The organism is Phenylobacterium sp. (assembly GCF_030646615.1).
GTDB lineage: Bacteria > Pseudomonadota > Alphaproteobacteria > Caulobacterales > Caulobacteraceae > Phenylobacterium.
The window spans coordinates 1-11,967 of the sequence record NZ_JAUSLG010000091.1 but is presented as its reverse complement, the minus strand read 5'-3'; the positions used below and the strand labels follow the sequence as shown (position 1 = coordinate 11,967).

Annotated in this window: 14 protein-coding genes and 2 pseudogenes; 6 read left to right on the top strand and 10 right to left on the bottom strand. The window is 68.2% G+C overall.

What is annotated here, in order from left to right:
- Positions 1–232 (top strand): annotated as a pseudogene (locus Q7S93_RS16235) (multidrug ABC transporter ATP-binding protein); the annotation flags it as partial.
- Positions 229–990 carry an ABC transporter permease gene (locus tag Q7S93_RS16230; RefSeq protein ID WP_304715096.1) on the top strand — a complete coding sequence of 254 codons (762 nt, stop codon included), beginning with the start codon at positions 229–231 and terminating at the stop codon, positions 988–990. The pseudogene Q7S93_RS16235 and the gene Q7S93_RS16230, both read left to right, overlap by 4 nt.
- A 9-nt stretch (positions 991–999) precedes the next feature.
- On the opposite strand, the gene Q7S93_RS16225 is transcribed toward Q7S93_RS16230, so the two are convergent.
- The 5 genes from Q7S93_RS16225 to Q7S93_RS16205 all read right to left on the bottom strand — a co-directional run bounded on the left by Q7S93_RS16225 (position 1,000) and on the right by Q7S93_RS16205 (position 4,485).
- Positions 1,000–1,272, bottom strand: a complete 273-nt coding sequence (locus Q7S93_RS16225; protein ID WP_304715095.1) for an HPr family phosphocarrier protein — start codon at positions 1,270–1,272, stop codon at positions 1,000–1,002.
- Entirely contained in the window at positions 1,269–1,673 is a 405-nt protein-coding gene (locus Q7S93_RS16220; RefSeq protein WP_304715094.1) for a PTS sugar transporter subunit IIA, read from the bottom strand. The genes Q7S93_RS16225 and Q7S93_RS16220 overlap by 4 nt, the downstream gene beginning before the upstream one ends.
- An 88-nt stretch (positions 1,674–1,761) precedes the next feature.
- The gene (locus tag Q7S93_RS16215) at positions 1,762–2,175 is read right to left on the bottom strand and encodes an HPr kinase/phosphorylase (protein ID WP_304715091.1); all 414 of its coding nucleotides are present in this window, start codon (positions 2,173–2,175) and stop codon (positions 1,762–1,764) included.
- Positions 2,172–3,806, bottom strand: coding sequence for a sensor histidine kinase (locus Q7S93_RS16210; RefSeq protein WP_304715090.1), 1,635 nt, complete (start codon positions 3,804–3,806; stop codon positions 2,172–2,174). Before Q7S93_RS16210 ends, Q7S93_RS16215 begins: the two co-directional genes overlap by 4 nt.
- Positions 3,775–4,485: a response regulator transcription factor gene (locus Q7S93_RS16205; protein WP_304715089.1), complete on the bottom strand. Its 711-nt coding sequence runs from the start codon at positions 4,483–4,485 to the stop codon at positions 3,775–3,777. The genes Q7S93_RS16210 and Q7S93_RS16205 overlap by 32 nt, the downstream gene beginning before the upstream one ends.
- Positions 4,486–4,671: 186 nt before the next feature.
- Here Q7S93_RS16205 and Q7S93_RS16200 point away from each other — a divergent pair, with 186 nt between their 5' ends.
- Positions 4,672–6,384, top strand: a complete 1,713-nt coding sequence (locus tag Q7S93_RS16200; RefSeq protein ID WP_304715087.1) for a hypothetical protein — start codon at positions 4,672–4,674, stop codon at positions 6,382–6,384.
- Positions 6,385–6,488: 104 nt separating this feature from the next.
- Here the strand turns inward: Q7S93_RS16200 and pseC are convergent, their stop codons facing one another.
- Positions 6,489–7,688, bottom strand: a complete 1,200-nt coding sequence (pseC, locus tag Q7S93_RS16195; RefSeq protein WP_304715081.1) for a UDP-4-amino-4,6-dideoxy-N-acetyl-beta-L-altrosamine transaminase — start codon at positions 7,686–7,688, stop codon at positions 6,489–6,491.
- A 5-nt stretch (positions 7,689–7,693) separates the two neighbouring features.
- Positions 7,694–8,749 (bottom strand): UDP-N-acetylglucosamine 4,6-dehydratase (inverting), encoded by a 1,056-nt coding sequence (pseB, locus tag Q7S93_RS16190; RefSeq protein WP_304715080.1) that lies wholly within the window; start codon positions 8,747–8,749, stop codon positions 7,694–7,696.
- Positions 8,750–8,844: 95 nt separating this feature from the next.
- Here pseB and Q7S93_RS16185 point away from each other — a divergent pair, with 95 nt between their 5' ends.
- A complete protein-coding gene (locus Q7S93_RS16185; RefSeq protein ID WP_304715077.1) occupies positions 8,845–9,279 on the top strand; it encodes a hypothetical protein in 435 nt (144 codons plus the stop codon).
- A 12-nt stretch (positions 9,280–9,291) separates the two neighbouring features.
- Here Q7S93_RS16185 and Q7S93_RS16180 read toward each other — a convergent pair whose 3' ends face one another.
- From Q7S93_RS16180 to Q7S93_RS16170, 3 genes are read right to left on the bottom strand one after another with little or no spacing between them, the layout of a single operon-like run.
- Complete coding sequence (locus Q7S93_RS16180) at positions 9,292–10,068, bottom strand: SDR family oxidoreductase (protein ID WP_304715076.1); 777 nt, start codon at positions 10,066–10,068, stop codon at positions 9,292–9,294.
- A 43-nt stretch (positions 10,069–10,111) separates the two neighbouring features.
- Positions 10,112–10,411, bottom strand: coding sequence for a 4a-hydroxytetrahydrobiopterin dehydratase (locus tag Q7S93_RS16175; protein WP_304715071.1), 300 nt, complete (start codon positions 10,409–10,411; stop codon positions 10,112–10,114).
- Positions 10,408–11,070: an HAD-IA family hydrolase gene (locus tag Q7S93_RS16170; protein WP_304715097.1), complete on the bottom strand. Its 663-nt coding sequence runs from the start codon at positions 11,068–11,070 to the stop codon at positions 10,408–10,410. The genes Q7S93_RS16175 and Q7S93_RS16170 overlap by 4 nt, the downstream gene beginning before the upstream one ends.
- Positions 11,071–11,182: 112 nt before the next feature.
- Between Q7S93_RS16170 and Q7S93_RS16165 the strand changes: the two genes are divergently transcribed.
- Both Q7S93_RS16165 and Q7S93_RS16160 read left to right on the top strand, forming a co-directional pair.
- A complete protein-coding gene (locus Q7S93_RS16165; RefSeq protein WP_304715069.1) occupies positions 11,183–11,599 on the top strand; it encodes a hypothetical protein in 417 nt (138 codons plus the stop codon).
- Positions 11,600–11,707: 108 nt separating this feature from the next.
- Positions 11,708–11,967: pseudogene (locus Q7S93_RS16160) on the top strand (hypothetical protein); the annotation flags it as partial.

The following is an 11,967-nucleotide window of genomic DNA, read 5'->3' as shown; positions in this document are numbered from 1 at the left end:
GCTTGCCAGCGTGCCGACGCACCTCGCCCCCTTCGACCTCACGCTCTCGGATGACGGCGCCTGCCTGACTTACATTTATACCGCCGCAGCCGACGGAACCGAGGGTGACAGCCACGGCATCGCCGACCTGCTGGAAGCTCTGGCCTCCGCCGGCATCGCCTTCCGGGACCTGCACACCGCCCAAAGCTCCCTCGAAGACATCTTCGTCAGCCTGCTGAGGCGCACGCCGTGAATCTGGAAGCCATCCGCGCCATCTACATTTATGAGATGAACCGCACGCGCCGCACCATCGGCCAGAGCATCGTCTCGCCCGTGCTCTCCACCTCGCTCTATTTCGTGGTGTTCGGCTCGGCCATCGGCTCGCGGATGGTGGAGATCGATGGGGTCAGCTACGGCGCCTTCATCATCCCCGGCCTGATCATGCTGTCCCTGCTGACCGAGAGCATCTCCAACGCCTCGTTCGGCATCTACATGCCGAAGTTCTCTGGCACCATCTATGAGGTGCTCTCAGCGCCCATCTCGGTGGCGGAGATCGTCGCCGGCTATGTGGGGGCCGCGGCCACCAAGTCGATCATCCTGGGGCTCATCATCCTGGCCACGGCGCGGATCTTCGTCCCCTACGAGATCGCCCATCCCCTGGTGATGATCAGCTTCCTGGTCCTGACCGCGGTGACCTTCAGCCTGTTCGGCTTCGCCATCGGCATCTGGGCCGACGGCTTCGAGAAGCTGCAGATCGTGCCCATGCTGGTGGTCATGCCGCTGACCTTCCTGGGCGGCAGCTTCTATTCGATCAGCATGCTGCCGCCGCTCTGGCAGACCATCACCCTGTTCAACCCGGTGGTCTATCTGGTCAGTGGTTTCCGCTGGAGCTTCTATGGGATTTCCGATGTGGACATCGGGATCAGCCTCGCCATGACGCTCGGCTTCATGGCGCTCTGCCTGACGGCCATCGGCTGGATGTTCCGCACCGGCTACAAGCTCAAGGCCTGAGGCGAGAGGCTACTGGTCTTCCTCGAAGCGGGCGGCGACCAGGGCGCACAGCGCCTCCATGGCGTCTGCGGCCTGCTCGCCCTCGGCGGCGATATGGATCGTGCTGCCGGGGCCGGCGGCCAGCATCATCAGGCCCATGATCGAGCGGGCGTCCACGCTCTGGCCGTCCTTGGAGACCTGGATCTCGGCTTCGAAGGACGAGGCGAGCTTGACGAACTTGGCCGAGGCGCGGGCGTGCAGACCCCGCTTGTTCAAGATTTCGACCGTGCGCTCGGCGGTCATTTTTCGCCGGCCAGGACGTAGGAGGCCACGGAGATGTACTTGCGTCCCGCCTCCTGGGCGGCCGAGACGCAGTCCTCCAGGCCGCAACGGGTGCGCACGCTGGCCAGCTTGATCAGCATGGGCAGGTTGAGGCCGGCGATCACCTCGGCCTGGGTCTGTTCCATCACCGAGATGGCCAGATTGGAGGGGGTGCCGCCGAACATGTCGGTCAACAGGATGACGCCTCCGCCGGTGTCGGCCCGGGCGCAGGCGGCCAGGATGTCCATCCGGCGCCGTTCCATGTCGTCATCAGGCCCGATGCAGATGGCCTCCACCGCGCTCTGCGGTCCGACCACATGCTCCATCGCCGAAACGAACTCTGCGGCCAATCGCCCGTGCGTAACGATCACGAGCCCGATCATGGCAACGCTCTCAAAGGCTATCCCCTGTCGGCCCCATCACAGCAAGAATGCGGGCCAGAAGCCGGCTGTGATACGCGCCTTCCGCGCATCATCCAAGGGTGTCCAGGGCGCGACCCAGTTTCGCAGGCGCTGAGTTTTCAAGCGCCGCGAGCGTTATGACGGGCAATTCTACCCCAAGATGTGTCACAGTTTCGCGATCCGGCAGCCGTTCGCCAAGTCCCAGCCGCACCGTCAGGGCGATGGGCGCGAAGGTCAGGGCTGGGAAGGGCAGGACGCCCAGATTGCGCACCTCCATCAGTCCGGCCAGGGTTTCCGGCGCCCGGCCGAACAGGCGCCCGCCGGAGCGCCAGACCAACACCCGGTCGTCGGCCACCAGCCGGAAGCCCAGGTCGAGGCATCGCAGGGCCAGGTCGCTCTTGCCGGCGCCGGAGGGACCTTCGATCAGCACGCCGCGCCAGCCGCCCGCCTCGTAGCGGGCGATGAGGCCCGCATGCAGGATCACCGGCGAGCCTCAGGCAGGATGACGGTGAAGCGGGCCCCGGCCACGGCCCTGGGGTCTTCCTCGCCGCCCCCTTCGGCCGCGCCCTCCGGCCTGCGGTTCTCCGCCCGCACCGAGCCGTCATGGGCGACGACAATCTGGCGCACGATGGAGAGCCCCAGGCCTGAATTCCCGCCGAAGGCCGCCCCCTTGGGCCGCGAGGTGTAGAAGCGCTCGAAGATGGATTCCAGGTTCTCCGGCGGGATGCCCGGCCCATCGTCGTCGATGGTGATGAAGGCCCGGCCCCGCTGGCGCGACAGCCCGACCCGGACCTCGCCATCCGGGGCGCTGAAGGATCGGGCGTTGTCGATCAGATTGCGCAGAACCTGGCCCAGTGCGCCCTCCTGACCCGACACCATGACCGGCTCGACCGGCTCGGCGGGGGTGAAGACGACCGAGGGCTCGCCGGCCCGGGCGGTGGCCTGATAGAGCGAGACCACATCGGAAATCAGCCGCCGCAGGTCCACCGGCGTGGGGGTCTCCCGGGACAGTTCGGCGTCCAGCCGCGAGGCGTTGGAGATGTCGGTGACCAGCCGGTCCAGCCGCTGGACGTCGTTCTGCAACACCGCCATCAGGCGATCGCGGGCCGCCGGCTCCTCCACCAGGCCAAGAGTCTCCACGGCCGAGCGGAGGGAGGTCAGCGGATTGCGGATCTCATGGGCCACATCGGCGGCGAACCGCTCGATGGCGTCGATCCGCTCCGACAGGGCGTGGGTCATGTCCTCCAGGGAGCGGGACAGGTCGCCAAGTTCATCGTCCCGGCGGGAGATGTCGGGGACCGAGATCGCCCGGGCGCGGGCCAGCCGCACCCGGTCGGCGGCCCGGGCCAGGCGCCGCACCGGATGGGCGATCAGGCGGTTGAGCAGCAGGGACGAGATCAGCGAGACGCTGATGGCGATCAGGATGAAGGGCAGCAGGGCGGCCCGCTCGGCGGCGATGATCTCGTCCACGTCGCGGGCTTCCAGGGTCAGGACCCCCAACACCGCCTTGACGTGCTGGATGGGGATGGAGACCGAAACCACCCGCTCCTCGTCGGCGCCCATGCGCAGCCCCGCCCAATGGACGCCGCGGAGGGCGGTGTTCACCTCCGCGCGCAGGGCGGCCTCGGCCTTGGCCGTGGCGGCGTCCTGGGGATCGTCTTCGCCACTGAGATTGAGGTCGAGGCCGGGCCCGTCCCCTCGGGTCCTGGCCGGCGGCAGGGTGCGCCACTCCACCCGGTCGGACACCCAGTAGGAATCGGCGATCAACCGGCCCTCGGCGTCGAACAGCCGGGCCCGCTGCGAGCGCGGATTGGAGAGCAGCTGCAGGATTTCAGAGGCGTAGGCGCCGTCCATCATCGGCTCGGGCTCGCCGACGGTGGCGGCCTGGTCGATGATGGTGGCGATCAGCTCGCCCTGGGTGGTCAGGCTGTCGATGCGGGCGTTGACCAGGCCCCGGCGCAGTTCGTTCAGCACCAGGGCGCCGGAGATCAGGATCGCCAGCCCGAACAGATTCAGGACGATGATCAGCCGGCCAAGGCGCGAGCCGGGCAGCCATCGCCACCCCTCGCGCCGGGGCCGGCGCTCAGGACTCCCGGTACCGGTATCCGACGCCATAGAGGGTTTCGATCGCGTCGAATTCAGGGTCGATCTCGCGGAACTTCTTGCGCATGCGCTTGATGTGGCTGTCGATGGTGCGGTCGTCCACATAGACCTGATCGTCGTAGGCCGCGTCCATCAGGTTGTCGCGGCTCTTCACGAATCCGGGACGCTGGGCCAGGGACTGCAGCAGCAGGAATTCGGTGACGGTGAGCTTCACCGGCCGGTCCTCCCACAGGCAGTCGTGGCGGGCGGGATCCAGGGTCAGCTTGCCGCGCTTGAGCGCCCGGGCCTCGGCCTCGGAGACCGGTCCGGCCGGGGGCTCCGCCCCATCGGCGCCGGCCCGGCGCAGGACCGCCTTCACCCGCTCAAGCAGCAGGCGCTGGCTGAAGGGCTTGTGGATGTAGTCGTCGGCGCCGAGGTTGAAGCCGAGGATCTCGTCGATCTCGTCGTCCTTGGAGGTGAGGATGATCACCGGCAGCTCGCTGGTCCGGCGCAGCCGACGCAGCACCTCCATGCCGTCCATGCGCGGCATCTTGACGTCAAGGATCGCCAGGTCCGGGGGCTCGTTCTCCAGGGCCGCCAGGCCGGCCGCCCCGTCATAGAAGGCCTTCACGGTGTGGCCGTGGCTTTCCAGGGCGAGGCTGACCGAGGTGACGATGTTCTCGTCGTCATCCACCAGGGTGATGTTGGCCATGTGGGAACAGGGCTCCTTCAGGTCTTGTAGGCGTCAGGCCAAGCTACTGGTTCGTGGCCATGGCCTCAATGTGGCGGCCGCCGCCAGCTGAAAGTTAAATTCCCGAAAGAATTGGGCGTTCCCAGGATCAATCGGACCTTAATTCTATTGGCGGATGCTCCATCCTGGTCCTGGGGAGCGACCTGAATGGAACGCGCCAAAGTGCATTACGAAGTTTTCGTCAAGAAGACGCCCGCCGCCGGGTGGACGCTGGAAATGGCCACGGAGAACCGCGCCCAGGCCCTGGCCCTGGCCGAGGAGCTCATCGCTGAGCGCCGGGTGGCGACCTCCCGGGTGACCAAGGAGACGATGGACCTCGAGACCAACGAATATCGCAGCGTCAATATCCAGACCTTCGGCCTCCCAGACAACGTCAAGACCAAGAAGGAGCCGGAGCGGAACGACCCGCTCTGCGTGACCCCGCAGGATCTCTATACGGTCCATGCCCGCGAGCGGATCGGTCGGCTGCTGGACAGCTGGCTGGTGCGCCAGAAGGCGACGCCCTTCGAACTGCTGCACCGGGCCGACCTGGTCGAAAAGCTGGAAGCCTCCGGGGTCGAGCTGCAGCACGCCATCCAGAAGATCGCCGTGCCCGAGGCCCAGGCGAGGGGCCTGGGGGTGCATGAGGTCATGCGCACCTTCCAGGCCCTGGTGAGCCGTACGATCGAGCGCCTGCTGGGCGACGCCCGTCGGGGCGGCCTGCCGGACGTGGACAAGGAAGGTTTCGCCGCTGCGGCTGAGCGGGTCTCCCGCGAACCCGAACGCGCCTATCTGCTGGGCGCCGGCGTGGCGGCCTCCATCGCGCCGGCCCGTGACTGGACCGACAAGGTCACCCGCCTCCTCGACCTGGCGGACGCCGCGCCGATCGCCGGCCCGCCGCGGGGCCTGGCCCTGCAGACCATCGAACAGCCCCTGGCCGAGATCCTCGGTTCGGCGGCGGGCCTTGAAGGTCTGCTGGGCAAGGATCTGGACCTGGGGGTGCGCCTGGCGGCCATGACCCGTCTGGCGGCCCATCAGGCGGTGGACGCCCTGATCGGCGCCGAGCCGTCGGTGGCCAAGATCATGCCCGAGCTGTCGGAGCCGGCCCAGCGCCTCGGGCGCTGGCTGGCCACCGAGGACTTCCGGGCGGTGCGCAGCGCGATCACCAAGCGGGTGCTCAAGGAACTCAATGGCCCCCGCCGGCTGATGCCCAATGATGCGGCGGCCGAGATCGACCTGCTGCGTGGCCTGGCCATGGCCCTGACCGCGGCGGCCGGGGACATGGTCCCGTTGGAGGACGTCCACTCGGCCTTCGTCAATCGCTCGAAGATGCTGGTCACCGGCGACTTCGTGAACGCCTATCTCGGCTCGGGCCGCACCTCCATCGAGGAGGCCGAGGCGCTGATGTGGCTGGTGGAGAATGTTATCGGCGCGGCCAACAAGCGTCAGGCCGTGCGCTGGCTGTCGGCGGTGGTGGGTTCGCTGGCCTTCGAAAAGGCCGCCCGCAACGCCGAGGTTTCCGCAGCCCAGCGCCTGTTCTCGCTGGCCAAGCTCTACCGCGCCCTGGGCCGTGGGGGGCTGGCCAAGGAGGACTATCAACCGATCCAGCTGAAGCTCGGCGACCTGGGCGGCCTGGCCGAGGCCGACGCCAAGGTGGCGCAAGGGGTGGCCCGGGCCAATGCGCCGGTGACCCACCGCCTGACCCTGCTGCTTAAGCTCGCCTGCGGCGAGGCCGCGCCCCTGGGGCCGGCGGCCGACCGGGCCAAGGCCGAGGCCCTGAAGCTGGTGCGGCTGGACGAGACCCGGGAAGAACTGGCTCGCTCGCCCGAGCGCATGGCCGAGGTGCGGACCCTGATCCAGGCCGCGGGCCTGGCGGCCTAGAGCCTGATGCGATCAGACGGAGCCGTCTGATCGTTGAATCAGGCTCTAAACCCTAAGTCCTGGGCGCGTTTGGTCCGATCGGGTCCCACTTATCGGAACGCGCTCTAGGCGGTCTGCAGGGCGGCCTTAAGGGCGTCGACCACCCGATCGACATCGTTGTCGGCCATGGCCGGATAGAGCGGCAGGCTCAGCGTGCGCGCATACCAGGCCTCGGCGCCCGGCAGGCGCTGGTCGCCGTACCGTTCACGGTAGTAGGGCTGGCTGTGGACCGGGATGTAGTGGACCTGGCTGCCGATCCCCTTGGCCTTCAGGGCCTCGACGACCGCATGGCGGGTCAGCCCCAGGGCGTCGAAGTCGATCAGCACGCTCATCAGGTGAGGAACCGGGCGGCTTCCTTGGGGCGAGGCGGCGGGGACGACTTGGGGCGCGAGGGCGGACAATTGTTCAGCATAGCGCGCCGCCAGGGCCCGGCGCCGCGCCGCGAACCGGGGAAGCTTGGCCAGTTGGGACTGACCCAGCGCGCAGAGGACATCGGGCAGGCGGTAGTTGAATCCGGGCTCGGCCATTTCATACCACCAGGGCTCGCCCCCTTCGGGCCGGACCATGCCGTGGCTGCGAAAGCGCCGCATCCGCTCGGCCAGCTCAGGATCGGCTGTGGTGATCATGCCGCCCTCGCCGGTGGCGATGGTCTTGACCGGATGAAAGGAGAAGGTGGCGGCGGCCGAAAGCTCGCCGCAGCCGACCGGGCGCGCCCGGCCTTCGCCCGACTGAACAGATCCTAAGTGCTCGGAGCCCAGGGCGTGGCAGGCGTCCTCCACGACCACGGCGCCGGCGGCCTCCGCCAGTCGCGCGATGGCGGGAAGATCGACCACATCGCCGCGCAGATGGACCGGCAGGACGGCCGCAACCCGGCGGCCCGCGGCCCTGGCCAGGGCCTCCGCCAGGTCAGAGGGGCGCATCAGTCCGCTCTGGGGGTCCACATCGGCGAAGACCACCTCGGCGCCCACATAGCGAACGCAGTTGGCGGTCGCCAGGAAGGTGGTCGACGGCACGACGCAGACCTCGCCCTCGCCGACGCCCAGGCCCAGCATGGCCAGGTGCAGGGCCGCGGTGCCATTGGCGCAGGCCACTGCATGGGGTGCGCCGACGGCCTGGGCGAAGGCCTGTTCGAAGGCCTCCACCCGCGGGCCGGTGGTCAGGAAGTCGTCCCGCAGGGCGGCGCTCACCGCGGCGATGTCGTCGTCCTCGATGGTCTGGCGGCCATAGGGCAGAAAGGGCTCGGATGGCAGGACGGGCTCGGCCATGGCGGTCAGTCGGTGGCCCGGCGGCGGCGGGGGGGAGCCCCGTCCTCCAGCAGGTCCAGCAGGGGCGGGCCGCTCAGCCATTCGGAATTGGTGTCGCTGGCATAGGAGAAGTCCTCGGCCACCAGCGGATAGGCGCCGACAAAGGACTCGCGGGGATATTCCACGAAGGCCGGCTCAATGGCGTAGCGGTCGCCCAGATCGACGGTGGAGCGCGCATCATCCACCGAGATCATCATTTCGTGCAGCTTCTCGCCTGGCCGGATGCCGACCATCTTGTGGGGCAGGCCAGGGCCCAGCACCTCGGCCAGGTCGGTGATCTTGGCCGAGGGGATCTTGGGCACGAAGATCTCGCCGCCGCGCATCACCTCCAGGGACGACAGCACGAAGTCCACCCCTTCGTTCAGGGTGATCAGGAAGCGGGTCATGCGCGGATCGGTGATCGGCAGCTCGGTGGCGCCGCGGGCGATCAGCCGCTGGAACAGGGGCGCCACAGACCCGCGGGAGCCGGCCACATTGCCGTAGCGGACCACCGAGAACCGGGTGCCGATGTCGCCGGCCAGGTTGTTGGCGGCCACGAAGGTCTTGTCCGAGGCGAGCTTGGTCGCCCCATAGAGGTTGACGGGATTGCAGGCCTTGTCGGTGGAGAGCGCCACCACCTGCTTCACCCGGTTGGTCAGGCAGGCCCAGACCACGTTTTCGGCGCCCAGCACGTTGGTGTGGATGCATTCGGACGGATTGTACTCGGCCGCCGGCACCTGTTTCAGGGCCGCGGCGTGGATGACGATATCGACGCCCCGCAGGGCCAGGGTCAGGCGCTCCCGGTCACGGACGTCGCCGAGGAAGAAGCGCATGCGGGCCAGGTCTTCTGGGCCGTAGCGCTCGGCCAGGTCGATCTGCATATCATGCTGCTTCAGCTCGTCGCGGCTGTAGACGATCAGCTTGCGGGGTCGGGCGCGGGACAGCACCGCGTCGATGAAGCGGCGGCCGAAAGAGCCGGTGCCGCCGGTGACAAGGATGACCTTGCCGTCGAGGTTGAGCGAGGTTGGCGCGAAACGGCCCAAGGCGGCCTCCGATATGGCCCATGCGAATCTTAGCCGCAGTCTCGGGGCGCCCGCGTAAAGAGACCGCTAACCATAAGTGCGGCACACCGCCACGTATGGAACAGCCTTCGCGCCTGCGGCTCACAGCCCTTCCGGCCCTGCTCGCCGCCGGCCTTGGTCTCTTCGTCGCCGGCGCGGCGTCCGCCGCCGGCGCGCCCAAGGGCGGCGACAAGAAGAAGGGCGGGGGGCTGACCTTCCTGCAGTTCCCCACGCTCACGGCCACCGTGGCCGGCGAGCGGGGGCGTCGGGCGGTGATGACCGTCGAGGTGGGCCTCGACATTCCCGACGAGAAGCTGCGCGCCCATGCCGAGCTGTCGGAGCCCCGCCTGCGGGCGGCCTTCGCCCAGAGCCTGCGGGTCTATGGGGCGGGCCTAGGCCCTTCGGCCCTGCCCAACGCCGACTATATCGGCCGCCAGTTGCAGCGGGACGCCGACCGGGTCCTGGGCAAGACCGGCGCCACGCTGCTGCTGGGCACCATCCTGGTGAACTGAGCGGGCCGGGCCTCACATGGCCGAGATGCCGCCGTCCAGCTTCAACTCCGCCCCGGTCATGAACCGGCTCTCGTCCGACGCCAGATAGAGCACCGCATTGGCGATGTCCGAGGGCGCGCCGATGCGCCCGAGCGGCACCTGCCGGGCGAGCTTGGCCTCGGCCTCTTCCTTGCCGAACCGCTGGCGCAGGGGGTCGAGGATGGGGGTGTCGACAAAGGTCGGGTGGATGGAGTTGGAGCGGATATCCAGCCCCTGCTTGGCGCAATGCAGGGCGATGCCCTTGGACAAGAGCCAGACCGCCGCCTTGGAGGCGTTGTAGACCGGGCTGTTATGGGCCGCGATCAGGCCGGCGATGGAGCTGATATTGATGATCGAGCCCGGCTGGGCGTGGCGCATGTATTTCAGGGCGTGCTTGGTCCCCAGGAAGACGGAGTCCACATTGACGCTCATCACCAGCTTCCAGTCCTCATAGGACAGTTGCTCGATGTCGCCGCCCCGGCTGACCCCTGCGTTGTTGAGCAGCACCGAAATGCCGCCCATGGCCGCGTCGGCTTCTTCCAGGGCGTAGATCCACTGGTCCTCCCGGGTGACGTCCAGGGGCAGGGCGAAGGCGGTCCCCTCCCCATGTTCGGCGTTGATCGCGGCGGCGGCGGCCTTGGCCCCGTCGTGATTGATGTCAGCCAGGGTCACCTTGGCGCCTTCCTTCGCCAAGGCGTTGGCGGCGGCCTGGCCCAGCCCCTGGGCGGCCCCGGTGATGAAGGCCTTCTTTCCTGCAACCCGTCCGGTCATGTCTCGTCCCTCCCTGGGATCTGTATCTAGTATCTTGAGGGCCTCAGGCCTGCGGGCCGGCGACCTCGTCCATGAAGCGCGCCAGCTTCAGGTCCAGCGCGGTGACCCCGCCGGCGTCGTGGGTGGTGAGGGTCACGTCCACGCGGCTGTAGACATTGAACCATTCGGGATGATGGTCGAGCGTCTCGGCCATCAGGGCGACCCGGGCCATGAAGCCGAAGGCTGTGTTGAAGTCGGCGAAGCGATAGGTCCGCACCAGGGTCTCGCGTTCGCCCTCGCCGGCGCGCCAGCCTGGCAGTTCGGCGAGCGCCGCCTCGGCGCCGATGCGTTCGGGCCGGCTCATTGCGCCGGCGCCTCGGTCGGGAAGGTGAGCCCCGTGGCGGCGGCCAGCTCGGCCAGGGTCTGGTCCACATCGACCACCTTGATGGCCGTCATGCCCAGCTGGGCGGCCGGCTTGCAGTTGACCCCCAGGTCATCGAGATAGACGCATGAGCCCGGCGCCACCGACAGGGCTTCGCACATCATCTGATAGATGCGCGGATCGGGCTTGCGCACCCCGGCCTTGGAGCTTTCGATCACATGGTCGAACAGGGGCATGATCTCGCCCATCAGGCCCCGGGGCTTCTGCGCGCCGTCTGGGCCAGGGCTGTGGTGGCTGACCATGTTGTTGGTGATGCAGCCGACCTTGAAATGGCCTTTGCAGATCTTCAGCGCCTCGACCATCCGCGGCCGGACCACGCCGGAGATCAGCGGCAGCACGTCGGCGCCGCGGATCGGATGGCCGAGCGCGGTGGATTCTTCCAGGAACAGGGCGTCGAAACCCGCCGTATCGATCTCGTTGCGCTCGAACAGCGCCCAAGCGTTGGTGTCGGGATTGGTCGCATTGACGCGGCGGATGTGGTCCTTCGGCGCGCCGATCTTGGCCTCGTGCCGGGCGAAGGCCTCGAAGGGCGATGAGGTGAACACCCCGCCGAAATCCCAGATCACCGCCTCGACCGCCATCATCGCCATCCTTCAAACGCCTGTTTACGGCCCGACGCTAGCTGCTTCCCGCGCCGGATGGAATCTCCGAGCGCCGATTGGGCGCTCAAGCACTGGAGGCGGAGCCCGCCCCGTGTCAGCAAGGGGCATGCTGTTCCGCGCCGCCCTCTCGCCGCTTGCCCGCCGTTATGCCGGGATGGCCTTCACCTTGTGTCTCGCCGCCATCCTCTATCTTTCCCTGGCGCCGACCGAGGCGACGCCGGCGGCGGGTCTGGGCTGGGACAAGGCCCGGCACGCCCTGGCCTATTTCGTGCTCACCGGCCTTGGCCTGTTCGCCTTCGGACCCCGGTTGGTCCTGCTGGGGGGCGTGGTCCTGCTCGGCGCCGGGGTGGAGCTGGCCCAGGCGGCCATGGGCCTGGGGCGACAGGGGGAACTTGCCGACCTAGCCGCCAATCTGACTGGCGAGGGTCTAGCCCTGGCGGCCTGGTTTGCGATCAGGCGGTTCAACTCACAGCGCTCCGTCGCGCCCGAGGTCGCTGATAAGGCTTAATATTCCCGTGGCGTCACGCCTTTGGGCAGCCTCTCACTCTCGCAATGGGAGAATCCTACAGCGTTAACGAGGTATGAACGCGCAGCGTGCGGCCAAGGAGTTTTGGCCATGCGTAAGCGTATCATTCTGCCGGTCTTCGCCGTCCTCGGCCTGACCCTGGGTCTCGCCGCCTGCGACGAGCGTCCGCCCAAGCCCGCCTTCACCGAGAAGTCGGCGCCGAAGGCTGACGCGGAAGAGCCGGCGACCACGACAGCCGAGGCGCCCACCCTGCCGCCCCAGGGGCAGACGGCGGCCAATTGCTGCGCCTGTCCCCCGGCCCAGACCCCTGCCTGTCCCGAGGCCAAGCCCGTGCGCAGCGCCAAGGCGCC

What these genes read in the sequence shown, in the direction of transcription:
- Q7S93_RS16225 (WP_304715095.1), bottom strand. Translation starts at nt 1,272, where the DNA reads ATGACCGCCGAGCGCACGGTCGAAATCTTGAACAAGCGGGGTCTGCAC.
- Q7S93_RS16220 (WP_304715094.1), bottom strand. Translation starts at nt 1,673, where the DNA reads ATGATCGGGCTCGTGATCGTTACGCACGGGCGATTGGCCGCAGAGTTC.
- Q7S93_RS16210 (WP_304715090.1), bottom strand. Translation starts at nt 3,806, where the DNA reads ATGGCGTCGGATACCGGTACCGGGAGTCCTGAGCGCCGGCCCCGGCGC.
- Q7S93_RS16205 (WP_304715089.1), bottom strand. Translation starts at nt 4,485, where the DNA reads ATGGCCAACATCACCCTGGTGGATGACGACGAGAACATCGTCACCTCG.
- Q7S93_RS16200 (WP_304715087.1), top strand. Translation starts at nt 4,672, where the DNA reads ATGGAACGCGCCAAAGTGCATTACGAAGTTTTCGTCAAGAAGACGCCC.
- pseC (WP_304715081.1), bottom strand. Translation starts at nt 7,688, where the DNA reads ATGGCCGAGCCCGTCCTGCCATCCGAGCCCTTTCTGCCCTATGGCCGC.
- Q7S93_RS16185 (WP_304715077.1), top strand. Translation starts at nt 8,845, where the DNA reads ATGGAACAGCCTTCGCGCCTGCGGCTCACAGCCCTTCCGGCCCTGCTC.
- Q7S93_RS16180 (WP_304715076.1), bottom strand. Translation starts at nt 10,068, where the DNA reads ATGACCGGACGGGTTGCAGGAAAGAAGGCCTTCATCACCGGGGCCGCC.
- Q7S93_RS16175 (WP_304715071.1), bottom strand. Translation starts at nt 10,411, where the DNA reads ATGAGCCGGCCCGAACGCATCGGCGCCGAGGCGGCGCTCGCCGAACTG.
- Q7S93_RS16170 (WP_304715097.1), bottom strand. Translation starts at nt 11,070, where the DNA reads ATGGCGGTCGAGGCGGTGATCTGGGATTTCGGCGGGGTGTTCACCTCA.